Here is a 24,224-nt window from a genome sequence, read left to right on the forward strand (position 1 = left end):
ACTTCGGCACGATCCAGCCGCCTGAAATCGTGCCAAAGTGCGCAGCCGATAGTGGTACGCCGTCAGGGGCGGCCCGGCCGGCAGGTCTTCGCATTCCTCGTCCCCGCACGAGGAGGGCCCTGGATCGAGCGTTTCGACAGGGCTGTTCACCACCGTCGTGCCCCCCGGGGCACAGGGGAGGAGGCCGACCCGGTACACGAAATTCGGGCTATTACCACGCGCAGGGTCCCTGGACGGGCTGGACCAGAGCCCCGTGGAATGGAGGGCGAAGAGGGGTCCCCCGGCTAGCCTTGAAATAACAGGCCGACTTGAATGCCAGGGCGTAGCCCCTCTTCCTCATTCACCTGAGGGCGATGCTGACCAACCGGCCTCGTGTCATGACCCACATACGGCGAACCCGTCGATCGTTCCTCAGGTTGTACGACTCGAGCTGAGCGCGAAGCTGGGGCATCAGCGCATGGTCCTGGAGATCGATGATGAAGTTCGCCTTGACGACCTGACGGCGTTCTGCCTTTTCCACGGTTTCGTTGATGCGTTTCTGTATCGACGTGTACTTCGTCGCCCTGCACGTCTTGAGTTCGATCGCCTGGTTCGCATGGTTCTTCCACCGGAAGTCATTGGTGGGCATGCGACTGACGACGTCGCGCGGAATGTACTCGACGACATTGCCGAGGGCCGTGAAGCGCTCATAGAAAAAGATCTCGTGCGCCTCGAACCGATCACCGTGGAGATCGTAGGGAGGGCCGATTGACGTTCGTTCCAATACGCGTCGAATTCCGCGGATTCGTGGGAGCGATTCCTCGTCGGTCATGGGCGGAACTCCGGCGGCCCGGTCCAGACGGTCTCGTGATGGTTCGGAACGACGTCCACTCGTGGCGGCGGCTCACATCGGCAGGAGGGCGAAACTCAAGCCGGCCTCGGCGTGCTGAGCGAGGACCGCGGCGTCCTCCGGGGTGACGGTGACGACGAGAACGCTGCCCGCTCCCGTGTCGATCGCTCCGCCGCCGAGCTCGCTCACCGACGTGACGACGACGTCCTCGACGAGAGCGTTCCGCGTACCGGCCGGTCCGGGAACGCTCCCTTCCTCCTCCGCGGACTCCGGTGGCGCTGCTGCGCCCGGATCCGTGTATGTGCTGCGGGAGAAGATGCGGACGTGATGTCCGGGCCGGACGACGTGGGCGAACGCCGGGTCCGTCACCGTGAGCGGCATGAGGACCATCCCCGCGGGAACGTTGTCCGGCGTGTGCTCGACGAAGGCGGTGCGGGTCAGCGGTGTACGTGCGCCGAGCGCACTCGCCGTGGTCGATCCGAGAACGTCCTCCACCTCGGTGAACGCGGCGTCCGGTACCGAATCCGCGGCGAACACCGTGATCGCGACATCGGCGGTGGTGAGGGGCGTGCCCGCCGGGATCTCCCGGGTGGTGACGACGGTCGGGACGCCCTCGGGTTCGGGGGCGAAGGTCCACACGAGGAGCATCGTCGCGCCGGCTGCGGCCACGGCGGCCAGGACCCGTCGGAGCGTGCGACGGGCTGCCGGTCTCCGTGATGCGGAACGGTCGGCCGGGCCCGGCCGGGAGGCGCCGGGGCGGAACACGGAGTCGAGAACGGAGCGGAAGGGTGCGAGGAGCGGATCGAGAAGGGACATGTCCCCAGCGTCGACGAGGCGTGACTGCTCCGGCGCTCACGGGAGGTGGATGTGGACAACGCCTCCGCGTCCGTCCACATGTGACCTCAGGTCGCCCACCCGGTGAACCAGGGATCCGGAGCTGTGCCCGGCGCCGCGATCCACCGTCCCGACACAGAGAAACGCACGCCCCACGCGTGGTGGGACGTGCGTCCGTGCGCCGCAGGAGCGGCCGAGGGAGAACCGAGGTCAGTCCGCGGCAGGAGCGGAGGACGTGCGGGAGTCGGTCTTGTAGAAACCCGATCCCTTGAACGTCACTCCGACGTTCCCGAAGACCTTCTTCAGCTCACCGTGGCACTCCGGGCACTCCGTGAGGGATGCCTCGCTGAACGACTGCTTGGCGTCGAACACGTGGCCACAGCTCTTGCACGAATAGGTGTACGTCGGCACAGATCGATCCTTTCCGGGAAAAGTCCTGCAAGGATTCTAGTTCACGCCTCGAGTGCTCCGACCTCCGTGACCACGCGGTCGACGACGAGATCCCAGGGTGCGATCGGCACCGCTTCCGTGACCTCCCCCCGGAAGCACACACCCACCGTCGGGATCCGGCCACGCAGCGGCACGGAGCCGGACGGGCCGAAGGCCCGGTCGTAGAAACCACCGCCGTTCCCGAGGCGCCCGCCGCCGGGCGAGAACGCGAGCCCGGGCACGAGCACGAGGGTGCGCGGCGCCTCGGCCGTGGTGAGGACCTCGAGGGGGAGACGGGGCCCCGAGGGCTCCCGGATGCCGAAGGCACCGATGCGCGGCAGCGCGGCCATCGGCCCGGTGAGAGGGGAGAGCGCAAGGGCTCCCGGCCCCAGAACGACGGGGAGGAGTACCTCGGTTCCGCGGTCGAGAGCGGCGTCGAGCACGACGTCGAGGTCCGGTTCTCCCGGGAGCGCGGCGTAGCCGACGACCCGTTCGACCCCGGTGAGGAGCGGCGTGAGGCTGCGGGCGAAGGAGGCCGCGTCACGGGCGACCACGGCAGGATCCTCGCGGCGTGCGCGCCGCGCCGCGCGGATCCGTGAACGGAGGCCCTGTCGCGAGTCGGGTGCCGCGGGGTCGGCCGGCGCCCGGACGGGAACCGCTCCGTCGGGGTTCGGGGAGGCCACCTCGGGCTCCGAGCGGGCGTTCCACCCATCCGTCATACAGCGTTCACCTGCGCTCCTGGGGAGTCGTCGCGGCCTGGATCACAGCTCCACATTAGACTTGCGTCCATGTCACCGAAATCGAAACCCACCGTCACGAAGGCAGTCATCCCCGTCGCGGGGCTCGGCACGCGCTTCCTGCCGGCCACGAAGGCGATCCCGAAGGAGATGCTCCCGGTCGTCGACAAGCCCGCGATCCAGTACGTCGTCGAGGAGGCCGTGCACGCCGGTCTGGGCGACATCCTCATGGTCACCGGCCGCAACAAGCGCCCACTCGAGGACCACTTCGACAAGGTCGACGGTCTCGAGGCCGCACTCACCGCGAAGCGCGACTACAAGAAGCTCTCCGCGGTCCAGGCCGCCTCCGAGCTCGCCGACATCCACTACGTGCGGCAGGGCGATCCGCTCGGACTCGGCCACGCGGTCCTCAAGAGCTGGCAGCACGTGGGCGAGGAGCCCTTCGCCGTTCTGCTCGGCGACGACCTCATCGGCGAGAACGACCCGCTCCTGCCCCACATGATCGAGGTCCAGCAGAAGACCGGCGGTTGCGTCGTCGCTCTCATGGAGGTCCCCCACGAGGACGTCCACCTCTACGGATGCGCGGCGATCGAGGAGACCGAGGAGGACGGCGTCGTCCGGATCACCGGCCTCGTCGAGAAGCCCGCCACCGAGGACGCACCCTCGAACCTCGCGATCATCGGCCGGTACGTGCTCGCCCCGGAGATCTTCCCGGTGCTCGCGAACACCAAACCCGGCCGCGGCAACGAGATCCAGCTCACCGATGCGCTCCAGACCCTCGCGGCGGACGAGCTCGGCAACGGGGTGTACGGCGTCGTCTTCAAGGGCGATCGCTACGACACCGGTGACAAGCTCAGCTACCTCAAGGCGATCGTCACCCTCGCCGGAGGCCGTGAGGACCTCGGCGCGGACATCAACGAGTGGCTCAAGGAGTACGTCGCCGGGCTCGACTGATCCCCGGCTCGACCGATCCCGGGTCGGTCCGAGTTCGGGTTCGTCAGAACTCGGGTTCGGCCGACCGCACTCCTCGCACGGCCCCGACCCCGTCACCCGCGCGGTGACCGGGAGTCGGGGCCGTCGCGAGTGAGTCGCTCCAGTCGTCCGTGCATTCCGCCCGCCGACCGACGGATATCCTCCTGACATGTCGCGTTTCTGGCCGGTGGTGCTCCGAGAAGGTCCGCTCGTCCTGCGTCCGCTCGAACGGAGCGACGCCCGTGCCTACGCGGAGACGCGCGCCCACAACGCGCGCTGGCTCACCCCGTGGGAGGCCACGAACCCCGATCCCCGGTACCGGCTGCCGCCGTTCGGGGAACTGCGCAGACACCTGAACGCGCAGGCGAAGCGGGGACAGGTGCTGCCGTTCGCACTCGAGATCGACGGGCGCTTCCGGGGCCAGCTCACGGTGAGCTCCTTCCAATGGGGCTCCGTGATGAGCGCGACCCTCGGGTACTGGATCGACGAACGGGTCGCCGGCCACGGGCACATGCCGACCGCGGTCGCCCTCGCGACCGATCACCTCGTGCACACCCTCGGCCTCCACCGAGTCGAGGTGAACATCCGCCCGGAGAACACCCCGAGCCTCCGCGTGGTCGAGAAGCTCGGTTTCCGGGACGAGGGACTGCGGGCGCGTTACATGCACATCGACGGGGACTGGCGCGACCACCGGACGTTCGCGCTCACCGCGGAGGACATTCCGCACGGACTCCTGCCGATGTGGCTGCACGTCCGGGACGCGGGGCCGACGATCGGGGGAACGCGGGCCACCGATCCCGGAACCGCGGGACCCGACACCGGACGGATGCACACGGATCCCGACGACTCACGATGAAAATTCCGACACACCTCTTGTGATGCAATTGTGACCGGGTGCGGACTCATAAGGTTGAGCCGTGGATACGAGCATCACGATCGCCCTCATCGTCACCGTAGTGTTCGTCTTCATGCTGCCCTCCTACCTGCGGAAGGTCGGTCGTTCCGTCGAACGCACCGAGCTCGACGCGGTCCCCGAGGCAGCACTCGAAGTCGACACCGTCACGGGTTCACGATCGTGCATGCGCGCCGAGGGGCCGGAGCTGCTCACCGCCGAGCACGCGGCCGCCGAGTTCGCCCCGCCGGCTCCTCCGGAGCCCGTCGGCACCACACCCCGGATCTCGCTCTCGCGTACGGCTCCCGTTCTCGAGGTCATCGACGGCGACCTGGCGGCCGAGCCCGCACAGGCTCCTGCGGTGCACTCCGAGGAGGAGCCGGTACTCGCGATCGCACCGATGGCAGTGGGGGAGACCGCACCGCTCACCCTGCTGCCGGACAGCCGCCCTTCCTTCCCCACAGCAACGGACGTCCACATGACTACCTCTTCCTCCCCGGTCGCCTCGGCCGGAGGCTCCCGGGCACCGCGGGGCCGTGATCTCCCGTCCCACATGCGCGCGCGGACGAGCGCGTCCCGTCGTGCCCCCGGGCGGCCGGCGGCGCCTCGTCCCGGCGGCGCCGGTGGCGCGCGCGGGCAGCTGCGTCCCGTGTCCGCTCCCGAGGCGAAACGCGCCTCGGCACCGACCACCACGGCCTCCGGCCGGGGCTCCGTGGCACCGACCGAGGGCCGTGGCGACTCCTCGCTCGCGACCGTGCGGGCGGTCGTCCCGATCGTGAGCACGGGCCTCCTCGTGTTCCTCGCACTCGGCCTCATCACCGGGGTCATCGCGCTCTTCGGCGCCGTCACCTGGGCGGTCCCCGTGCTCTCCCTCGCGCTCGCGGCCGGTTCGTTCCTCGTCCTCCGGTCGCTCCACCGCCGGATCCGCGCACTGCGCTTCTCCGGTCCGCAGGCGTCCTCCACCGCCGAGGCGCCCCGCACTCGGTCCGGGGCCGCACCGCGGGCAGCGGCGGAGTCCGGCGCGTCCCGGCGCGCGAGCGCGGTGCGCGCACAGCAGGAGGCGCGGAATCCGGAGGCGGCTCCGAGCACGGCGCCGGAGCGGAAGGAATCCGCTTCCGCCGCGTCGCGTTCCGTCCCGGCGGCGCCGGCGCAGGACGCGACTCCGGCCGCGGCGACTCCGGCCGCCACGGCGCGGGCACGGGTCGCCGCAGGGAAGCGGCCCCGCACGACCTTCGTCGCACGCCTCGAGGCCGACGCCCCGGCCGAGGACACCACAGGTGCGGACACCTCGGGCGCGGCCACCTCGGGTGCGGACCGCACCCGGACGGTCGCCGACGAGCCCCCGTCGTCGCCGGCCTCCACGGATGCGAAGCCTGCTGCGCAGTCCGCTGCGACCCCGTCCGGCGCCGTGACGACCACGCCGGCCCCGTCGGCGGAGCCGGTGACCGCGCGCACCCGCACGGCCGGGAACACCGAGGTGACCGGAGCCCGGAAGTCCGCGGACGCCTCGGCCGACGCTCTCTCCGGCAGCGGTACGCCCGCGCAGTCCACGTCCTCCACGACCGCGGAGGACGGGGAGTCCCTCAGCCCGCTCGGTCTGTTCGAGCAGCGGCTCGAGCAGGCCCGGAAACGGGACGCGGCACGGACTCCGGCCCCCGAACGCGACCCGAAGCGTGAGCGGACCGGCGCGAAGGAGTGGACGCCGGCACGTGTGCCGTCCCCGAGCTACGTGAGCAAGCCGGTCGCCGCGCGACCCGAACCCGAACCCGTCGTCGCGGACGCGACCTCGTTCAGCCTGCAACCGCGGACGCGGGAGAGCATCGCCGCGGAGTTCGCTGCCGAGCTCGGGTTCCGCCCCGAACTCACGGACGCCGCCCGGGAGACCGATTCCGCGCTCGCCCACGGCCGGACCGCGATCGGGACGGCACAGCCGCGTGCGGAGATGACGACAGCGCTCGGCGACGTGCTCGCCCGTCGACGCGCCTGACACCGGTTCCCCGGAGCCTCGAGGAGGGGCCCACACCGATCTCGGTGTGGGCCCCTCCTCGTGTGTGTCCGCGTGCGGTCCGGCTCAGCCCGGCCCGGCGGGTATGTCCTCCGGATGGAGAGCTGCGCGGATCTCCGTCGTGAGTTCGGACAGTGCCTGGGGTGCGACCGCGTTGAAGTGGGGGAACGCGAAGTAGCCGTGCGTCCCGCCGACGTGGGTGGTCGCGCGCACAGGGACCCCGGAGGCGCGCAGGGCTCGCGAGTAGCGGAGGCCGTCGTCCCGGAGAGGGTCGTGTTCGGCGACCTGGACGAGCGCGGCGGGCAATCGGGCGTGGTCCTCCGCGAGGAGCGGGGAGGCGTAGGGATGATGGACGTCCGCGCGGTAGTGGCGTGCGTACCCGTCCATGTCCGCTTTCGTGAGGATCGGTGCGTGTGCGTTCTCGAGGATCGACGGACTCGACCGCGTGAGATCGGTGGAGGGAGAGAGGAGCGCCTGGAACGTGATGTCCGGGCCGTGCCGGTCGCGGGCCACGAGCGTCGTCACCGCCGCGAGATTGCCGCCCGCGCTGTCCCCGGCGACCGCGAGCCGGGACGCGTCGGCATCCCATACAGGCGCCCGTCGGACGGCCTCGAGGAGTGCGGCGAAGCAGTCCTCGGGTGCCGTCGGCCACCGGTGCCCCGGTGCGAGCCGGTGACGAAACCTCCGCCGTGGAAGAAGACGAGGAGCGGCAGGACTCCGTGCGGTTGTCGACGTCCGCCGGGAGCCCGCCGAGGAGGCGCATCCGGGGATCGATCCGAGCCATGTCCCTTCCGATCCTCCTCAGAAGTGGGCGAGCAATGCGTGCGGCACGTAACCGGCGATGAGCTTGTTGCCGTCGACCGCCTCACCGACGACGAAGTCGACCGCCACGGAGCAGAGCGCGTACGCATCCGCCACGGTGAGCACCTCGCCGCTGCGTTCGACGAGGAAGTCGATCGCCTCCTGTACCGCGATCTCGAGGGCGATGTCGAGGTCGACATGAGCACCCATGACGACGTGGTGACCGGCGACCTCGGCACGGGGCCAGGCAAGGGGAGTCGCGCGTTTCTCGACGGAGAACCGGGCGGTGAAGGACATCGAGTGTTCGACGGCGGTCTGGTTCACCTCTCCGTGGCCCTGGGCGCCGTGGGTGTCGCCGATCCAGAACTGTGCCCCGGGCTGGAACACGGGGAAGCGCAGGACCGAACCGGCGGTGAAGTCCTTGATGTCCATGTTGCCGCCCCAGCGGTCCGGCGGGTTCGCGGAGACGTCCCCGGCCGCGTCGGGCGGGGCGACGGCCGTGATCCCGGCGAAGGGTCGCAGTGGCACCGTGATGCCGTGTCCGAAGTCGTAGCCGGTACCGGCCTCGTCGATCCGCAGGACGCGGATCTCCGGGGAGTCGAGGAGGTCCGGGAGGACGCCCTTCCCGTGGCCCGAGGCGTTCACGCCGTAGGGGACACGGGGACTGATGTCGAGGATCTCGACGACGAGGACATCGCCGGGTTCGGCCCCGTCGACGTGGACCGGCCCGGTGAGCACATGGCCGGAGGCGAAGTCGGGGCGAGGATTCCCGGCGATCTCCACCACGCCGGGCAGGAGTTCGTCCTCGTCGATGCCGAGGGACGCGAAGAAGTCGACGGGCCCCTCGGGAGCGGAGATGCCGAACTGGTTGAGTGCGTCGATCCGGACGACGGACCCGGACGGCACCGTCACCGCGGGCGGATGCTCCTGCGGGAAGTAGCCGAAGATCGAGTTCGAGGCGTTCGCGACGACGTGGGCGTCGACGGGGACGGCGGGGCGGTCGGGCGTACGGGGATCGTCCTGGGGGAGTGCGGTCATGGTCCCCAGTGTGCACCGGGCTCGTGTCGGGGAGGGAAACCGATGCCCGTCGGCCCGGTCATACACCGACCCGCTCGGCCGGCGGCGCCTGTCGACGGTGGGACTCCTCCGGGACGTGGGTGAGGACCCAGGCCGTCCATGCCGTCACCGCGAGGACGATCCCGAGAACGCTCGGCCAGAAGATCTCCGGGGATCCTGCCATCCACGTGGGGATCTCGCGGCCGGGGACGAACGCGGCGGCGGTCCCCGCACCGATCGCGCCGAGCCACCCACCGACCATGTTCCCGACGTGAGCGCGGACGTTCCCGCGCGGGATCAGTACGACCCCGAGTGTCGTCGTGACGAAGGTGAAGAGGGCGAGGGCGTGGAAGACGGTGAACCCGCCCGTGAGCGAGTGGATGAACATCCCCGAGGTGCACAGGAGGTACATCGCGACGACCCACGTCCGACCGAGTGCTTTGTGGGCGCTGTCGCGTCGGCGTCGGATGAGGTTGACCGGGGGAGGAGGACCGCGACGGTCCCGGCCGTCGCGTGGACGAGGATCATCACGTGTTCGAAGTCGGTGCCGCCGAAGGGTTCCATGATCTCTCCCGGAAGGGGACGCACTTTGGACAGTGCCACTGTCCAAGTGTCGGCCCGGCGTCGCAACGTGGATAGCCGGGAGCCCACGCACTATCCGAGGGGACACCGAGGCGCCACTTCCGGAAACCGCCGAGGCGCCACGTCCGGGAGCCCCCGAGGCGCCCCCACGGACCGGGCCTGCGCCGGGCGCACTTCTCGATTCCGTCGCCGCCTCCGCCGGCTGGCCGCAGGTACCGTCCGCTGCACGCCGGGCGCTCGCCCGTGCTCTCGCGGATCTCGCTGCAGAGGGCCTCACGTACTCGCACGAATACCTCGAAGAACTCGCCCGCGGGCTCGCGCCGGTCGCCGCGCGCGACGTCGCCTCGACGACGGACGCGGACCTCGCGGTCACCGGCCCCGGCCGTTCGGGTGGACAGGAGCGTTCCGGCGCTACTCCCGCGGGGGAAACGGGTCCGCCCTCGCGTGACGCCGTGGCGCTGCGCGTGGTGCGCGGTACGCACGCCCAGCTCCGGGTGGTGACCGCGACGACCCTCTGGCCGCACACCTCGGCGGCGATCAGCGCTCAGGGGTGAGGACGGGCCACCCTGCAGCGCAGGGCGGCACGGATGCGCACGGACACCCGAACCGCGGGGACTCCCGGATACGCCGAGGCGCCCGCCGGGTCCGGCACACCGTGTCCGGGGGGACACGATGCACGGGAGCCGACGGGCGCCTCGGCCGCAGGGATCCAAGGGCCGGGCGGAGCCCGGCGCGTCGATCAGCGAGGGGTGGCGACGTACTTGATCTCGAGGAACTCCTCGATGCCGACCGAACCGCCCTCGCGGCCCAGACCCGACTGCTTGACGCCACCGAAGGGTGCCGCGGGGTTCGAGACGAGGCCGGTGTTGAGTCCGATCATGCCGCACTCGAGCTGCTCGGAGAGCTTGAGCGCACGTCCGATGTTCTCCGAGAAGATGTAGCCGGCGAGGCCGAAGTCGGTCTCGTTGGCCTTCTCGATGGCCTCCTCGTCGGTGTCGAACACGAAGATCGGGGCGACGGGTCCGAAGATCTCCTCGCGGCGGATCTCCGAGTCGTCGGAGACGTTCGTGAGGACGGTCGGCTCGAAGAAGTAGCCGGGACCGTCGACGGCGGCTCCGCCGGTGAGGACCTTCGCGCCCTTCTCGACCGCGTCGTTCACGAGGGAGGCGACCTTGTCACGGGCCTTCTCCTCGACGAGCGGGCCGACCTCGACGCCCTCGTCCAGACCGTTGCCGACCTTCATGGCACCCATCCGGTCCGCGAGGCGCTGCGAGAACTCGTCGGCGATCGAACGGTGCACGAAGAAGCGGTTGGCGGCGGTGCAGGCCTCGCCGATGTTGCGCATCTTCGCGAGCATCGCGCCCTCGACGGCCTTGTCGAGGTCCGCGTCCTCCGCCACGATGAACGGCGCGTTGCCGCCGAGCTCCATCGAGGACTTCATGACGTTCTTCGCCGCCTGCTCGAGGAGGCCGATGCCCACGTCGGTCGAACCGGTGAAGGTGACCTTGCGGGCGATCCCGGACTCCATCCACGGGGTGACGACACGGCGGGCCGAGCTCGAGGTGACGACGTTGAGGACACCCTTCGGGAGGCCGGCGTCCTCGAGGGCCTGCACGAGCATGAGCGAGGTGAGTGGGGTGAGCTGCGCGGGCTTGAAGACCATGGTGCAGCCGGCGGCGATCGCCGGGCCGATCTTGCGGGTGCCCATCGCGAGCGGGAAGTTCCACGGGGTCACGAGGACGGCCGGGCCGACCGGTTCGTGGCTGATCATGAGGCGGGTCGTGCCGTCGGTCGACATCGTGTAGTCGCCACCGATGCGCACGGCCTCCTCCGCGAACCAGCGGAAGAACTCGGCGCCGTACCCGACCTCGCCCTTGGCCTCGGAGAAGGGCTTGCCCATCTCCGCGGTCATGACGGCAGCGATCTCGTCCTGGCGCTCGATGAGGATCTCCCAGGCGCGGCGGAGGATCTCGCCGCGTTCACGGGGAGCGGTGGCAGCCCACGACTTCTGGGTGGCGCCGGCGACCTCGATGGCCTCCTGCGCATCGGCTGCGGAACCGTCGGCCACGGTGGTGAGCACTTCGCCGGTCGCCGGGTTGACGACGTCGATCGTCTTCCCGCCCTCGGCCGGGCGCCATTCACCATTGATGTACAGGCCGGTGTTGATCTTCTCGATGATGGGCTGGACGTCCACGTCTGGCCTTTCTGTCGGTGGTCCTGGGTACGAATCGTTCCTCAGTCTAGGGGGTCGTGCAGGAGCGCCGGGCACCGGTGTTCACCGGTTGGGACGCGTCACTTCCGCCGCCGCGGAGGTGAGGGATCCGTCGCCTCCCGGACACCCGTTCCTCCCGGTGAGGGTCCCTGAAGCCCGCCCCCGGGGTCCTGTGTGCACCCGACGTGCGACCGCCACATGTCATGCGAGATGGGAATCCCAGTCGTGACGGGTGCGGACGAAGTCGACGACGTAGGAACACACGGGGACGATCCGTTTCCCCTCCGCGACCGTCTCATCGAGCGCATAGCGCACGAGCGCCGCCGCGACGCCCCGTCCCTCGTGCTGGGGATGGGTGACCGTGTGGTCGAAGATCCGTTCCCCGCCGGCGTCGTGATAGGACGCGAAACCGATCCGATCGGCGGGGGCGCCCGAGGCGTCGAGCGTCTCGGCGAGGAACCGGTGCTGCGCGGGTGCGTGGGTGAGGCGGAGCGTGAGGCCGCCCGCCTTGACGGTCGCCGGGGCGGTGGGTGCTGGGGAATCGCTCGTCATGACGCCACTTTCGCACAGTGTGACAAGGTGGTTCCAGGACTTCGGCCCGACCGTTTCCTGTCCGTTCCGTCACTGTCCATCACCGTCTACCCGGAAGAGATTCGCCATGAAGATCATCAGCGCCGCGGACGTCGCTTCGACCCTCGATCACGCCGGAGCGATCGACGCTCTTCGTGCCGCCCTGCGCGGCGGTTTCGACCCCGCGGGTGATGCGACCCGCCTGTCGGCCCCGCTCAGCCGTGGCGAGTTCCTCTTCATGCCCTCCGAGCTCGGGAAGTACGCGGGCGTCAAGGTCCTCACCGTCACGCCCGACAATCCCTCCGAGGGCAATCCGCGGATCCAGGGCAGCGCACTCCTCCTCGACTCCCACACCCACGCGACCCTCGCACTCGTCGACGGTGTCGCCCTCACGAATCTCCGTACCCCGGCGGTCTCGCTCGCCGGCGTTGCGGACGTTCTCGAACGTCGGCACCCGGCCGGTGTGCACCTCGTCGTCGTCGGCGGCGGCATCCAGGGGCTACTCCACGTCCGCGCGGCGCTCGCCGTCGTGCCGGTCCTGAGTGCCACGGTGATCGTCCGGGGGGAGGGGCGCGGCGCCTCGTTCCTCGCCGGGTGTGCCGAGCTCGGCGTCCCCGCGGCCGAGGCGGTGGGAGGTACCGCCGAGGCGCAGGCGGCGTTCCGGAACGCGGGCCTCGTCGTCACCGCCACCTCGGCGTCGGAGCCCGTCCTCGCGGACGAGGACATCGCGGACACCGCGGTCGTCGTCGCGATGGGCTCGCACAGCCCCGAGGCGCGGGAACTCCCGGCCACCCTGCTCGGTCGGTCGACCGTCGTCGTCGAGAGCCGGCACACCGCGCTCGACGAGGCAGGCGATGTCGTCCTCGCGATCGCCGACGGGGCACTCACCCTCGACGACTGCCTCACCTTCCGCGAGGTCGTCCGCACCGCGGGAGAAGGCATCCCCGACGATCGTCCTCTCGTCTTCAAGACGACCGGGATGTCGTGGGAGGACCTCGTCGTCGCGAGCGCGGTGTACGAGAAACTCGTCTGAGGACGTTTCCCCGCGCCCGGATCCTCCGGCGCCACGAGACGCAGAAGCGCTGTGCATCGGGTGGATGCACAGCGCTTCCGTCGTACGGTGCGGAGCGAGGACGTGCCCGGTCTACACCCGCGCGCGGCCCGGAGTTCCCAGGGGCACACTGCGTGCCGTGAGGGTGTGGAGGACGACGGCCCCGACGAGAGCGACGAGGCACACCCAGCCGAGCACGCCGAGGTGCTCACCGAGCACGAAGGTACCGACGAGCGTCGCGGTGACGAGCTGCGTGAGCATGACGATCGAGGTGACCGTCGGCGAGGTCCGTGCGACTCCGCCGTAGAAGAGCGGATACGCGAGGACCGAGGCGATGAGCACGAGGAACGCGATGCTGCCGAGCACGGCGAGCGGCCGGTCGGTCTCACCGAGGAAACCGCTGAAACCGGCGAAGGGGGCAAGGACCACGGCGGCGACGACGAAGGTGAGCGTCGTCGTGGCGAGGAGGTCGGCCGGTGCGCGATCGGCGGCCGCGGCGCGCGTCGACACCGCCTTCGAGGACAGCGTCATCGTCGTGTGGGCGCAGGATCCGAGCACCGCGATGCCCACCCCCACGAGGGACACCGAGGTCGTCGTGTCACCCGTGCCGCGGGTGAGGACGAGGGCCACCATGGCCACGAGCGGCGGGACCATCGTGAGCCACCCGAGGAGGTTGAGGCGCACCCGCAGCACCGGGATCTGGGCGAACGCCATGACGATCGGTCCCATGACGAGCGGGATGATCGTGCCGAGCGCCGCACCGAGCGAGGACACCGAGGCGTACATGAGGGTCTGCGCGAGCGCGAGGGTCGAGCCGATGACGATCGAGGGCACGAGGTGGGTGCGCAGGATCGCGAGCAGGCCGGGGCCGCCGCGCCGCAGTCGCCGGATCTCGAAGATCGCCCCGAGGACGACCGCGGCGGCCGCGAACCGCCAGAAGGTGAGGGTCACCGGCGACATCGTGGACACCGCGAAGACGAACGAGGCGAACCCGGCGCCGACGCCCCACAGACCGGTCGCGGCGGCGACCCGGAGTGCGCCGGAAACGGCCCCTGCGGAGCCGGGTACCGACGGTGCCGAGGTACGAACGGAAGCGCCGGCGGCAACGCGGCCGGACGCCCCGGAGGCGGTGCCGGTCGGCGTGGAACGGATGTCGATCGTCATGAGTGGAATGGTAGGGAAATGATCCTGGCATCCGATTGCCTTCTCGACCCCCTGAGCGTGGCATCAATGGCATCATTCACTCATGGACGCCATTGACCGGGACATCATTCACCACCTGCGCGAGGACGGGCGCCTCGCGAACACGGAACTCGCCGACCGGGTGGGGCTCTCACCGTCCCCGTGCCTGCGCCGGGTGCGACGCCTCGAGAACGAGGGGATCATCACCGGCTACCACGCGGCGATCGATCCGCGGGCACTCGGCCGTGGGCTCGAGGTCATCATCCACGTCGACATGGCCGTGAAGACGGAGGCCGTCGCACAGGCCTTCGAGGACGCGCTCGCCGCCCGCGAGGAGGTCGTCGAACTCCTCAAGATGTTCGGCAGCCCCGACTACCTCCTGCGGATCGCGGTCGAGAACCTCCAGGAGGCCGAACGGTTCATCTCCGGCACCCTCAACAACCTCGACGGGGTCGGCAGCACGCACTCGCAGATCACGATGAACCGCATCGTCGGTCGCTGAATCCGGGGTATCACTCGCTCGCTGTCTCTCGTTCACTGTCGCCGACTCACTGTCTCCGATCGTGCGGTTCTCGCGACCGAATCCACACGATCGGCGACAGCGAACGGTGCCTCGGGCGTGGGGTGGGGTTGAGTGCTCGATTCCCTGTGGTCGTGGGTGTTGATGTCGCGATTGGTTGCTGGGTTTTCGCCAGGTCGCGCAGGGAATTGCGATCTCGGTGGGGTGTGCGCAGGGAATTGCGATCTCGGTGGGGTGTGCGCAGGGAATCGCGATCTCGACCAACGGCACGGACGCGGTGCGCAAGGAATCGCGATCTCGGCGGAGGAACGAACGGGGAAAACGCCTGAGGCGCCGCGCCCGTCGGAACGGAAGCGGCGCCTCGGGCGTGGGGCGGGTGCGCCACGGAACGTCGAGCAGAAGGGCTCAGCCGAAGAACATCGCGGGGGCGACGAGGCCGCCGACGAGGAGGAGCGGCCCGACGATCACCATCGAGAGGCCGAACCGCAGGAGGATCTTCACGAGGCGGGCCCGCGCGGACTCCGGCGCGGTCGCGACGACCGTCGCGCCGAGCGTCGAGTACGGGGACACGTCGACGACCGCGGAGCAGACGCCGAGCGCGGCGATGAGGGCCCAGCCGGGCAGGTGACCGTCCGCGACGAGCGGGAGGGCCAGTGGTACGAGGGCCGCGAGGATACCCGTGGTCGAGGCGAAGGCGGACACGAGGCCGCCGACGGCACAGAGGACGAACGCGGCGACGAGCGGGGCCCCGATCGACTTCGCGGCCTCTCCGAGCATGTCGACCGCACCCATGTGCTGGAGAACGCCGACGAAGGTGATGATGCCGCCGACGAGGAGGACGGTCGACCAGTCGATCTTCGAGACCGCGTTCTTGCCGGTCTTCGGATCGACGAGCGTGAGGACGGAGGCGAGGGCGAAGCAGATGAGGCCGATGTCGGGGTCGCGGCCGAGGGCGGCGAGCACGACGACGGACCCGATGAGCACGATCATTCCGGCGACGGTGAGCCACTGGACGAGGCCGAAGGACGAGAGCTTCGAGGATTCCGGGTCCGCGACCGTGGACTCGTCGAACTTCGCCTCGTCCTCCTCGTCCTCGCCGAAGGAGATGTCCGCGGCCGAGGCGCCACCGCGGGAGATCGCGGTCTCGCGTTCGAAGGGGTGGTTGCCCGGCGCGCCGACCTGGGCGAGGCGCGGGTTCACGTGGAACGCGGTGCTGCCGCGGCGCTTGAACGCCTCACGGCCGAACATCGCGTAGGCACCGGCGAGGAGGACGAGGTACGTGCCGACCGCGATGCCGAAGAGGAGGAAGGGATTGAGAGCGATGCCGGCGTCGTGGGCGGTGCCGTAGGTGACGATCCCGTAGAGGCTCGTCGGGGCGAATCCGCCGGCGCCGATCGCGAAACAGATCGCGAGGCCCATGAGGGCGAAGTCGACGTTGTACTTGCGGGCCACCTGCATGCCGACCGGCATCATGACGAGTCCTGCGAGAGGTGCGCCCATCGCTGCGATCCCGCCGGTGAGGAGGAAGAACACGAGCGGCAGCAGGACCGCGTTCGAGCCGACCTTCTGCAATGCCCGGTCGATGAGCGTGTCGACGGTGCCGTTCGTCTGTGCGATCGCGAAGAAGTACGTGACACCGACGAGGAGGACCATGAGGTCGATGGGGAAGCCCGCGACGAGGTCCTCGACCGTCATGTCCGTGAGGAACAGGGCGGTTCCGGAGGCGCCGGCGATCATGAGGATGCCGATGTGCACGCCGCGGAGCGCGCCGACGGCGAACACCGCGATGAACACGAGCAGTGCAAGGATCTGTAAGGCCATGGAATCTCCTACGTCATCGGGGAGTCGCGCGGGATTCTTCGGGACCGCGCAAACCTTCGGAAGGCTAGGAGGACCACACCGTCCACTGTGCCGCGCCGACGAAAACCTACCAGCACGCTTGCCCTTCGCCCACGACGTCGGGCGGATTCGTGACGTGGCCGATACTCTGAGCCCATGACACATGAATGGGCCCCCGAGACCGTCGTCGTCGAGACCGGTCGCCCCACGCGCACGAACGACGCGTCCCTCAACCACCCCATCACCCTCACCTCGACCTTCATCGGGACCGCCGAGGCGACGCCCGGGACCTATGGGTACGCCCGCACCGGCAACCCCACGTGGGATCCCTTCGAGGAGGCTCTCGCCACTCTCGAAGGTGCCGCGCTGCCGGGGCTCGTCTTCGCCTCGGGCCTCGCTGCGATCACCGCCGCCCTCGATCTCGTCGCTCCCGGGGGCACCGTCGTCGTCCCGCGACACGCGTACCTCGGGGCGCTCGACGGCGCCGCGCAGTCGGCCGCCGCCGGCCGGTTCGACCTCGTCCCGGTCGACGTCGCGGACACCGAGGCGGTCCTCACCGCCCTCGAAACCGCACGTGCCGAGAAGGCGGGGCTCGACGACGGGACCGGCAACTCCGTGCTCCTGTGGCTCGAGAGCCCGACGAACCCGATGCTCGAGGTCGCCGACCTCCCCGTGCTCCTCGCCCGGGCGAAGGAATTCGGAGTGCTCTCGGTCGTCGACAACACCTTCGCGACGCCTCTCCTGCAGAAGCCGCTCTCCTTCGGGGCGGACGTCGTCGTCCACTCCGCGACGAAGTACATCGCCGGGCACTCCGATGTCGTCCTCGGCGCCGCACTCACGAGTCGGGAGGACCTGCGCGCGAAACTCCACGGGTACCGCACGATCCGCGGTGGCATTGCCGGCCCCTTCGAGGTGTGGCTGGGGCTGCGGGGGCTGCGCACCATGGCACTGCGGGTCGAGCGGGCCCAGGAGAACGCAGGCGTCCTCGCGCGGCGCCTGTCCGAGGTTCCCGGGATCGAGGTGCGCTATCCGGGTCTGCCCGGCGATCCCGGTCACGCCCGCGCGGCCGCCCAGATGAACGGTTTCGGCGCGATCGTCTGCCTCGTGCTGCCCGATGCGGTGCAGGCCGAGAAGCTCACGGGGCTCGTCGAACTGTGGACGCCGGCGACCTCGCTCGGGGGAGTGGAGTCGCTCATCGAACGCCGTCGCCGTCATGCCACCGAGCCGCATTCGGTGCCCGAGGGGCTCGTGCGTCTGAGCGTCGGCATCGAGCACGTCGACGACCTCTGGGCGGATCTGGAACAGGCGCTCCGGGCGGTGCTCTGAGCCCGGCTACCCGGTGACCGGCGGGGTGCGGAGAGGATTTCCGTACCCCGCCGTCGGCTTTCCGCGAGGGACTCGCTATCCTGAAGATCGAACCGAACGATCGTTAAGATTCAGTGCAGGTCCTGCCGGTCGTTCCTCGGCCCATCCCCACGCAACGAAGGAGTTGCCCCGTGGACATCGAGTTCGCACTCTCCCGCACCCATCTGCCGATCGCGAGCCTCTACCGGCACGCCCACGAGATCCCGGACTCCCTCGCGCTCGTCGACGACGTCCGGACTCTCACCTACGCGGAGTTCCTCGACCGGGTCCGGATCGCTGCAGCCCGCCTCGCCTCCGCCGGGGTGAAGGAGGGGGACCGGGTCGCACTCGTCGGCGGTAACAGTGCCCTCTACCCGATCGCGATCTACGCGACGAACTACCTCGGCGCGATCATCGTGCCGGTGAACTTCCGCCTCGCCGCCGGGGAGATCGGGTTCATCCTCGGCAACTGCGAACCGACCGTCGTCGTCGCGGATGCCGAACGCGCGCAGGTGACCGAGGCGGCGCTCGCCGACCTCGTCGGCACCCCCGGCGTCTTCACCCCCATGCTGCTGGGCCTCGACGCACTCGCGGCCCCGGCGGGCGCCTCGAGCGCGGACGCCGAGGCGCCGGCGGGCGGGACCGACCACCTCGGGATCCCCGACCCCGCGGTCCCGCCGCTCGAGGCCGACCAGGCGATCATGTACACCTCGGGAACGACGGGCCGGCCCAAAGGGGCGGTGCTCTCGTACTCGAACTTCCTCTCGACGACGATGCGGTCCTCCGCGTCCTGGGGCTACGTGCCGGGTCGGGACGCCGTGCTCGTGGCGAGCCCGATGTTCCACATCGCCGCGTTCAACGTCATGACGACGAACATCGCGAACGGGGCGAAGTGCGTCATCACGCCGTCCTCCGGATTCGACGCCGGACACCTCCTCGACATCATGGCCGAGCACGGCGTCACCCGGACGTTCATGGTGCCGGCGCAGTGGCAGCTCATCGCCGACGAACAGGCGCGCAACCCCCGCGAGGTGAAGCTCGAGTTCTGGAGCTGGGGTGCGGCCCCGGCCACGGAGGCGCTCCTCACCCAGATGTCGGAGACCTTCCCTGGGTCGAACTCGCAGGCGGCGTTCGGGCAGACGGAGACGACCGCCTCGGGGGTGTCCCTCTCCCACGAGGACTCGTTCCGCAAGCTCGGCTCGGTGGGCCTGCCGGATCGCAACTACTCGATCCGGGTCGTCGATTCGCAGATGAACGACGTGCCGGTCGGCGAGGTCGGGGAGATCGTGTACCGCTGCCCCGGTGTCATGAGCCGCTACTGGAACAACGAGGCGGCGACCGCGGAGGCCTTCGCCGGCGGGTGGTTCCACTCGGGTGACCTCGTGAAGCAGGACGAGGAGGGCTTCCTCTACGTCGTGGACCGGGTGAAGGACATGATCATCTCCGGCGGCGAGAACATCTACTGTGCGGAACTCGAGAACGTCATCGCCTGGCACCCGAAGGTCGCGGAGGTCGCGGTCGTCGGGCGCAAGGACCCGAAGTGGGGCGAGGTCCCCGTCGCGATGATCGTCCCGCACGCGGACGACGACGCCCCGACCCTCGAGGAGATCCGCGCGTTCTGCGACGGCAAGCTCGCCCGGTACAAACTGCCGAAGGACCTCGTCGTCAAGGACGCCTTCCCGCGTTCGGGCACCGGGAAGATCCAGAAGACGGTGCTCCGCACCGAGGTGTGAGGCGACGGGCGGTGAACCGCGGTGCGGGGAGAAGCCCCCGCTCCACGGGAGCGTTCAGCGCCGGCGCCGCGTGACGAGGACGAGCCCCGCACCGAGGACGAGGAACCCGAGCCCCGCACCGAGGCCGGCGTACGAGGCGCCCGTCCGAGGCAGGTCCTGCCCGCCGGCAGCGGCGGGTGATGTGCTCGCGGAGGGGCGGGGCACCTCGGCGGTGTGAGGACGAGCGTCCCCGCCGACCCGGGCAGGGTCCTCGGACGCCGAGGCGCCCCGAGCCGCAGCCGGCCCGTCACCGGACGCGCGCTCGTCGGAGTCGCGAGTCCCGGCGTCCCGAGTGACGCGGGAGGAGCCGGATTCCGCGGAATCGGGGGCGGTACCGCTGATGCCGCCGACGACCGCGTCGAGCCATCCCGAGAGACCCGGGAGGAGATCCTCGAACCCGTCCGCGGTGGCAGGCGGGTTCGTGTCGTCGGAGGCGCCGGTGGAGGGGTCCGCTCCTGCCCGCACGAGGCATTCGATCCAGCCGTAGGCGTCCTCGGTGTAGACCTCGAAGAAGAGGACGGTCTCACCCGCCTCGACCTCGATGACGATGTCGTACTCGAACGACTGATCGGGCAGGAGGGTGACTCCCTCGAGGACGAGCTCCGAACCATCGGGGTTCACGACGGTCGGGTCGACGAGCGGGGCGGAGGTCGTGTTCGTGATGAGGAGGTCCACCCCCCTGTCACCGGGATCACCGACGTCCATCGCGCTGCCGTCGGTGGGTGCCCGGACACCGTCGACACCCTGGAAGGTGAGGGTGATCTCCTCCTCGATGTACGCGTTGTCGTCGTAAGCCGTGTCGCCGGTACCGAGCTCCGAGGCAGGCTCGGCGTCGACGCCCTCGGCCGGGGCCTCTCCGGAATCCTGCCCGAGAGGATCCGCCCAGCTGGACGTGTCGCCGAAGTCGGGAGCCTCGATGCCGAAGTCCCCGAAATCGTCGTCGAACGTCGCGTAGCCGTGGTCCTCGTCCGAGCCGAAGTCGAAGGCAGGACGCTCGATGACCGCGGGGGAGGGGTGTGTCGCCTCCGGAGTCGGCAGGACAGCGTCGCTCGCGTCGACCGGGGTCACGCATGCGAGTGACGCGGCCAGCACGGCGGCGATCGCGGTCGTCCACGCATGCACCCGGGCGCCGGGTACGGACGACGTCCTTCCACGGACGTGCGCCGGTAGCTTCTTCCGCGCGTTCTCGAGTGTGGCCATGCGGGCAATCCCCGTTCTTCGGTCGACCGCCGCGGCCGAGTGCCGGGACGGTGGGAGCACGGGCAGATTCGCAGATGGCCTCGGACCCTTGGGGCTCCGACGGAACACGAAACGAGAAGGGCCGTTACCGTTCGGGAGATTTCATCGCACCGTCGTGTCATGCGCTCGTCGGATGCCGATATCGACGACGGGAATACGTACAGGGGTGCAAGCTGCAAGGACGTTCGCCACGCGAAATGACGAACGGCCCCTCGGCGCAGTGCCGAGGGGCCGTGTGTGCGGTGCGATGTGGCGCGGGAGCCCGCGGAAGGGGAATCAGGCCGGGCGGTGCTCGAGCATGACCTGCTCGAAGATCGCCTCGCCGAGCTTCCGGTAGTCCGTGTCCTCCGGGTACCAGGTGTCGAGGTCGGCGAATCCGCCCCCGTCGGTGTAGCCGAGTTCCGCGATCCGGGTCGCCCACTCCTCGCCGGAAGCGACGAGGTCCGAGGCGAGCGCTGGTTCACCGGCGGCGGCACCGGCGTCCTCCGCGAGTCCTGCGGCATGCGTGCCGAGTGCTTCCTGCACCTCGGGGTCGAACTCGGTGATCGTGCCGCCGGCGGCCTTCGCGGCCTCGACGGCCTTCGCGTTGCCGCCCACGGAGACCTGCATCTGCCCGTCGAACGCCGCGACCATGGAATCGAAGATCACCTGCTGGTACGCGACCGGCAGTTCGGTGTACGTCTTCCCCGCGAGGTACGCCCCGGCGGACCGGGAGAAGCTGTGGGAGGTCGTGTATCCGATGTGCGGGGCGACCTCGAAGGTGCCGGCCTCGACGTTCGGGATGAGCTGGCCGAGGTCGCAGTCGACGGTGCCGCGCTGGAGGGCCTCGTAGGTCTCCGGGAAACTGAGGGACACGGGCGAGGCACCGAGCGCCTGCACCTGGTCACCGCCGGCGGCCGAGCCCACACGGACCTGCTTGCCCTTCCAGTCGGCGAGCGAGCTCATCGGTTCCGAGCACATCGTGTAGTACCCGCCCGAGGCGATGAGCGGGATGAGCGGCACGAGGCCCGCGTTCTCGAAGTCGCCCATGACGCCCGCGCTGTCCCAGGCGACGTCGATCCCCGCGGCGTTCGCCACGAGTTCCCCCGCGTACGGGGAGGTCGGCAGTTCGGACATCGCGGTACCGATCGCGTCGAACGCGGCGAACTCGGCCGGGGTGTAGGCGGGCAGGGTGAACGCGAGGTCGACACGACCGTCCGCGAGCGCGTCGTGGACCTCGGTGTACCCGGCGATCGCCTGGCCCCACACGATGTCCACGTCGATCTTCCCGCCGGAGCGCTTCTCGATCTCCTCCGCGAGGACGGTGCCGCCGGGCGCCATGATCGACTCCCCGCTCGCCGCGGTCGGCTGATACGTGAGGGTCACCGGTTCGAGGTCCGCAAGAACCGCGTCGACGTCCTCCTGCGGGGCGTTCCACGCGAAACCGGAGCCCGCCTCTCCGGCGGAATCCGTGCCCGAGGCGCCCGTCGGGGAACCACCGACGCTCCCGGCGCAGCCGGCGAGGGTGAGGACGGCGGCCGAGGTGAGCGCGAACAGCGACGCGCGGCCGGCGTGGGACTGCAGGGAGGGACGAACGGTCACGGAGGACTCCTGGGGAGGGTACGGATCTCGGTGCCCGTCCGCGTCGCCGTCGGATGAACCGAGCACCGGTTTGTGTACACACCACGGTTTCCGCGTGCAGAACGGGCGCCCACCAGTGTAGTGAGCGCCCGCGAACGCACGAGGCCGGCGGAGTGAGGGATGGCTCACTCCGCCGGCCGTCGGTGTAGTGCGGATCGATCAGGCAGGACCGATCAGGCAGGATCGATCAGCTCGGGCGGTGCGCCTCGAGGGTCTTCGCGTAGAGGTCCTCGCCGATCGGGCGGAAGTCGGTCTCCGTGTCGTACCAGGTGTCGAAGTCCTCGACGGCACCGGAGTCCTCGAAGCCGAGTTCCGTCACCTTGTCGGTCCAGTACTGCGCGGACTCGTCGACCTTCGCCACGAGGCCCTCACCCGCGACTCCGGAGGAGTCGACCTCGGTGCGGAGCTCCTCGTTGAACCCGGCGACGGCGTCCTGGACGTCGGCCTCGAAGGGTGCGACCGTGCCGCCGGCGGCCTTCGACATCTCGATGGCGTGCGCGTTCCCGCCGATCGTCGTGCCCATCTGGCCGTGGTAGTAGTCCGCGTAGGAATCGAAGATCACCTGCTGGTACGCCAGCGGGAGATCCGCGAAGGACGAACCGGCGATGAGGGCGCCGGGGGACCGGGAGATGCTCGTGTCGGTGAAGTAGCTGACCTCGGGTGCGACCTCGAAGATCCCGGCCTCCGCGGAGGGGACGAGCTGCGCGAGGGTGCAATCGACGGTGCCGCGCTGGAGCGCCTCGAAGGTCTCGACGTACTCGATCGACACGGGCGAGGCGCCGAGGTCCATCACGAGCCTGTTCTGCGAGGCCGAGGCGATCCGCACCTGCTTGCCCTTGAGTTCCGGCAGTGTCGTGGCCGGGTCCGCGCACACGTTGTAGTACCCGCCGGAGGCGACGACCGGGGCGATCGGGTGCAGCCCCTTCTCCTCGTACTCGGCGACGATCTCCGGGGTGTTCCAGGCGACGTCGGTGGCAACGGCGTTCGTGATCATCTCACCGGTGTACGGCGAGGGCGGCAGGGTCGCGAGGGCGTCGCCGAGCGCGTTCACCGCCGGGAACTCCTGGGGCAGGTACACCGGGAGCGTGTACGCGAGGTCGACGCGCCCGTCGGCGAGTGCGTCGTGGACCTCGGAGTACCCGGCGATCGCCTGACCCCACACGGTGTCGACGGTGATCTTGCCGCCGGAGCGTTCCTCGATCGCGTCGCGCAGGACGGTGCCCGAGGGGGACTGGACGGACGCCTCGGACGCGGCGGAGGGCTGGTAGGTGATCGTGATCGGGTCGAGGTCGGCGAGGGCCGCGTCGATCTCCTCCTGGGAGGCGCCGACGGCGTAGCCCTCCCCGGCCGAGGCGCCGCCGCCTCCACCGCCCGCGCTGCCGGCGCAGGCGGAGAGTCCGAGGACGAGGGCGGAGGCGAGCGCGGTCGCGCTCAGGGTCCGGGGGCGGATGGTGACCATGAGAAATCTCCTGTGTTCGGTCGGGGTGTCGGGGGTTCGGAAGGTGGTGGGTGGCCGGCGGATTCCGCCCTGCGGAACCGCGATGCGGAACCTCGGTGCGGACCCGCAGCGGTGCCCCGCTCTCGGCCGAGGCGGGAGCGGCGCACCGGAACGGGTCGACGCGGAACGGTTCCCGCGCATCGGATGGGTCGTGGGTGTGTCCACAGTGGTTCTACTCGGAGGTTCGCCATTGAATCGGGGAGGAAGGGTTGGATGGTGCAGGTGGTGCGGTCCGGTCGG

21 protein-coding genes and 1 pseudogene are annotated in these 24,224 nt (G+C 69.9%); 8 read left to right on the plus strand and 14 right to left on the minus strand.

Annotated elements, in window-relative coordinates; genetic code table 11:
* Positions 1 to 340: 340 nt before the first annotated feature.
* From ABD172_RS02605 to ABD172_RS02620, 4 genes and pseudogenes are all read right to left on the minus strand, one after another.
* Positions 341 to 811, minus strand: coding sequence for a hypothetical protein (locus ABD172_RS02605; RefSeq protein WP_344306678.1), 471 nt, complete (start codon positions 809 to 811; stop codon positions 341 to 343).
* Positions 812 to 883: 72 nt separating this feature from the next.
* Positions 884 to 1,645, minus strand: a complete 762-nt coding sequence (locus ABD172_RS02610; RefSeq protein WP_344306679.1) for an SAF domain-containing protein — start codon at positions 1,643 to 1,645, stop codon at positions 884 to 886.
* A 243-nt stretch (positions 1,646 to 1,888) separates the two neighbouring features.
* A pseudogene (locus ABD172_RS02615) lies at positions 1,889 to 2,074 on the minus strand (FmdB family zinc ribbon protein); the annotation flags it as partial.
* 41 nt (positions 2,075 to 2,115) lie between these two features.
* On the minus strand, positions 2,116 to 2,811 hold the full coding sequence (locus ABD172_RS02620) for a 5-formyltetrahydrofolate cyclo-ligase (protein WP_344306680.1): 696 nt from the start codon (positions 2,809 to 2,811) through the stop codon (positions 2,116 to 2,118).
* 69 nt (positions 2,812 to 2,880) lie between these two features.
* On the opposite strand from ABD172_RS02620, the gene galU reads away from it, so the two are divergent.
* The 3 genes from galU (at position 2,881) to ABD172_RS02635 (ending at position 6,680) form a co-directional block, all read left to right on the plus strand.
* Positions 2,881 to 3,783: a UTP--glucose-1-phosphate uridylyltransferase GalU gene (galU, locus tag ABD172_RS02625; RefSeq protein ID WP_344306682.1), complete on the plus strand. Its 903-nt coding sequence runs from the start codon at positions 2,881 to 2,883 to the stop codon at positions 3,781 to 3,783.
* Between the two features lie 187 nt (positions 3,784 to 3,970).
* Positions 3,971 to 4,657, plus strand: coding sequence for a GNAT family N-acetyltransferase (locus ABD172_RS02630; RefSeq protein ID WP_344306683.1), 687 nt, complete (start codon positions 3,971 to 3,973; stop codon positions 4,655 to 4,657).
* A gap of 61 nt (positions 4,658 to 4,718) precedes the next feature.
* A complete protein-coding gene (locus ABD172_RS02635) occupies positions 4,719 to 6,680 on the plus strand; it encodes a hypothetical protein (protein WP_344306685.1) in 1,962 nt (653 codons plus the stop codon).
* Positions 6,681 to 6,764: 84 nt separating this feature from the next.
* Here ABD172_RS02635 and ABD172_RS02640 read toward each other — a convergent pair whose 3' ends face one another.
* From ABD172_RS02640 to ABD172_RS02650, 3 genes are read right to left on the minus strand one after another with little or no spacing between them, the layout of a single operon-like run.
* The gene (locus ABD172_RS02640) at positions 6,765 to 7,469 is read right to left on the minus strand and encodes an alpha/beta hydrolase (RefSeq protein WP_344307048.1); all 705 of its coding nucleotides are present in this window, start codon (positions 7,467 to 7,469) and stop codon (positions 6,765 to 6,767) included.
* Between the two features lie 30 nt (positions 7,470 to 7,499).
* Positions 7,500 to 8,537 carry an acetamidase/formamidase family protein gene (locus tag ABD172_RS02645; protein WP_344306687.1) on the minus strand — a complete coding sequence of 346 codons (1,038 nt, stop codon included), beginning with the start codon at positions 8,535 to 8,537 and terminating at the stop codon, positions 7,500 to 7,502.
* 58 nt (positions 8,538 to 8,595) lie between these two features.
* Positions 8,596 to 9,225 carry a DUF2306 domain-containing protein gene (locus tag ABD172_RS02650; RefSeq protein ID WP_344306688.1) on the minus strand — a complete coding sequence of 210 codons (630 nt, stop codon included), beginning with the start codon at positions 9,223 to 9,225 and terminating at the stop codon, positions 8,596 to 8,598.
* On the opposite strand from ABD172_RS02650, the gene ABD172_RS02655 reads away from it, so the two are divergent.
* Positions 9,152 to 9,691 (plus strand): hypothetical protein, encoded by a 540-nt coding sequence (locus ABD172_RS02655; protein ID WP_344307058.1) that lies wholly within the window; start codon positions 9,152 to 9,154, stop codon positions 9,689 to 9,691. The two genes, ABD172_RS02650 and ABD172_RS02655, sit on opposite strands and share 74 nt — an antisense overlap.
* Before the next feature lie 185 nt (positions 9,692 to 9,876).
* On the opposite strand, the gene ABD172_RS02660 is transcribed toward ABD172_RS02655, so the two are convergent.
* Positions 9,877 to 11,331, minus strand: coding sequence for an NAD-dependent succinate-semialdehyde dehydrogenase (locus ABD172_RS02660; protein WP_344306690.1), 1,455 nt, complete (start codon positions 11,329 to 11,331; stop codon positions 9,877 to 9,879).
* 219 nt (positions 11,332 to 11,550) lie between these two features.
* Complete coding sequence (locus ABD172_RS02665) at positions 11,551 to 11,901, minus strand: GNAT family N-acetyltransferase (protein WP_344306692.1); 351 nt, start codon at positions 11,899 to 11,901, stop codon at positions 11,551 to 11,553.
* A gap of 106 nt (positions 11,902 to 12,007) precedes the next feature.
* Here ABD172_RS02665 and ABD172_RS02670 point away from each other — a divergent pair, with 106 nt between their 5' ends.
* Positions 12,008 to 12,952, plus strand: coding sequence for an ornithine cyclodeaminase family protein (locus ABD172_RS02670; protein WP_344306694.1), 945 nt, complete (start codon positions 12,008 to 12,010; stop codon positions 12,950 to 12,952).
* 111 nt (positions 12,953 to 13,063) lie between these two features.
* Here the strand turns inward: ABD172_RS02670 and ABD172_RS02675 are convergent, their stop codons facing one another.
* The gene (locus ABD172_RS02675; protein WP_344306695.1) at positions 13,064 to 14,134 is read right to left on the minus strand and encodes an EamA family transporter; all 1,071 of its coding nucleotides are present in this window, start codon (positions 14,132 to 14,134) and stop codon (positions 13,064 to 13,066) included.
* Between the two features lie 82 nt (positions 14,135 to 14,216).
* On the opposite strand from ABD172_RS02675, the gene ABD172_RS02680 reads away from it, so the two are divergent.
* Complete coding sequence (locus tag ABD172_RS02680) at positions 14,217 to 14,654, plus strand: Lrp/AsnC family transcriptional regulator (RefSeq protein ID WP_344306696.1); 438 nt, start codon at positions 14,217 to 14,219, stop codon at positions 14,652 to 14,654.
* 423 nt (positions 14,655 to 15,077) lie between these two features.
* On the opposite strand, the gene ABD172_RS02685 is transcribed toward ABD172_RS02680, so the two are convergent.
* Positions 15,078 to 16,493 carry an SLC13 family permease gene (locus ABD172_RS02685; RefSeq protein ID WP_344306698.1) on the minus strand — a complete coding sequence of 472 codons (1,416 nt, stop codon included), beginning with the start codon at positions 16,491 to 16,493 and terminating at the stop codon, positions 15,078 to 15,080.
* A 174-nt stretch (positions 16,494 to 16,667) separates the two neighbouring features.
* On the opposite strand from ABD172_RS02685, the gene ABD172_RS02690 reads away from it, so the two are divergent.
* The gene (locus tag ABD172_RS02690) at positions 16,668 to 17,837 is read left to right on the plus strand and encodes a trans-sulfuration enzyme family protein (RefSeq protein WP_344306700.1); all 1,170 of its coding nucleotides are present in this window, start codon (positions 16,668 to 16,670) and stop codon (positions 17,835 to 17,837) included.
* A gap of 170 nt (positions 17,838 to 18,007) precedes the next feature.
* The gene (locus tag ABD172_RS02695) at positions 18,008 to 19,588 is read left to right on the plus strand and encodes an AMP-binding protein (RefSeq protein WP_344306702.1); all 1,581 of its coding nucleotides are present in this window, start codon (positions 18,008 to 18,010) and stop codon (positions 19,586 to 19,588) included.
* A gap of 54 nt (positions 19,589 to 19,642) precedes the next feature.
* Here the strand turns inward: ABD172_RS02695 and ABD172_RS02700 are convergent, their stop codons facing one another.
* From ABD172_RS02700 to dctP (ABD172_RS02710), 3 genes are all read right to left on the minus strand, one after another.
* On the minus strand, positions 19,643 to 20,827 hold the full coding sequence (locus ABD172_RS02700; RefSeq protein WP_344306704.1) for an LPXTG cell wall anchor domain-containing protein: 1,185 nt from the start codon (positions 20,825 to 20,827) through the stop codon (positions 19,643 to 19,645).
* 315 nt (positions 20,828 to 21,142) lie between these two features.
* Positions 21,143 to 22,447: a TRAP transporter substrate-binding protein DctP gene (dctP, locus tag ABD172_RS02705; RefSeq protein ID WP_344306706.1), complete on the minus strand. Its 1,305-nt coding sequence runs from the start codon at positions 22,445 to 22,447 to the stop codon at positions 21,143 to 21,145.
* A 226-nt stretch (positions 22,448 to 22,673) separates the two neighbouring features.
* Entirely contained in the window at positions 22,674 to 23,945 is a 1,272-nt protein-coding gene (dctP, locus tag ABD172_RS02710; RefSeq protein WP_344306708.1) for a TRAP transporter substrate-binding protein DctP, read from the minus strand.
* Positions 23,946 to 24,224: the final 279 nt, after the last annotated feature.

Source organism: Brevibacterium samyangense, assembly GCF_039529845.1.
In the GTDB taxonomy this organism is placed as follows: domain Bacteria; phylum Actinomycetota; class Actinomycetes; order Actinomycetales; family Brevibacteriaceae; genus Brevibacterium; species Brevibacterium samyangense.

What these genes read in the sequence shown, in the direction of transcription:
- ABD172_RS02605 (WP_344306678.1), bottom strand. Translation starts at nt 811, where the DNA reads ATGACCGACGAGGAATCGCTCCCACGAATCCGCGGAATTCGACGCGTA.
- ABD172_RS02610 (WP_344306679.1), bottom strand. Translation starts at nt 1,645, where the DNA reads ATGTCCCTTCTCGATCCGCTCCTCGCACCCTTCCGCTCCGTTCTCGAC.
- ABD172_RS02620 (WP_344306680.1), bottom strand. Translation starts at nt 2,811, where the DNA reads ATGACGGATGGGTGGAACGCCCGCTCGGAGCCCGAGGTGGCCTCCCCG.
- galU (WP_344306682.1), top strand. Translation starts at nt 2,881, where the DNA reads ATGTCACCGAAATCGAAACCCACCGTCACGAAGGCAGTCATCCCCGTC.
- ABD172_RS02630 (WP_344306683.1), top strand. Translation starts at nt 3,971, where the DNA reads ATGTCGCGTTTCTGGCCGGTGGTGCTCCGAGAAGGTCCGCTCGTCCTG.
- ABD172_RS02645 (WP_344306687.1), bottom strand. Translation starts at nt 8,537, where the DNA reads ATGACCGCACTCCCCCAGGACGATCCCCGTACGCCCGACCGCCCCGCC.
- ABD172_RS02665 (WP_344306692.1), bottom strand. Translation starts at nt 11,901, where the DNA reads ATGACGAGCGATTCCCCAGCACCCACCGCCCCGGCGACCGTCAAGGCG.
- ABD172_RS02670 (WP_344306694.1), top strand. Translation starts at nt 12,008, where the DNA reads ATGAAGATCATCAGCGCCGCGGACGTCGCTTCGACCCTCGATCACGCC.
- ABD172_RS02675 (WP_344306695.1), bottom strand. Translation starts at nt 14,134, where the DNA reads ATGACGATCGACATCCGTTCCACGCCGACCGGCACCGCCTCCGGGGCG.
- ABD172_RS02680 (WP_344306696.1), top strand. Translation starts at nt 14,217, where the DNA reads ATGGACGCCATTGACCGGGACATCATTCACCACCTGCGCGAGGACGGG.
- ABD172_RS02685 (WP_344306698.1), bottom strand. Translation starts at nt 16,493, where the DNA reads ATGGCCTTACAGATCCTTGCACTGCTCGTGTTCATCGCGGTGTTCGCC.
- ABD172_RS02690 (WP_344306700.1), top strand. Translation starts at nt 16,668, where the DNA reads ATGACACATGAATGGGCCCCCGAGACCGTCGTCGTCGAGACCGGTCGC.
- ABD172_RS02700 (WP_344306704.1), bottom strand. Translation starts at nt 20,827, where the DNA reads ATGGCCACACTCGAGAACGCGCGGAAGAAGCTACCGGCGCACGTCCGT.
- dctP (WP_344306708.1), bottom strand. Translation starts at nt 23,945, where the DNA reads ATGGTCACCATCCGCCCCCGGACCCTGAGCGCGACCGCGCTCGCCTCC.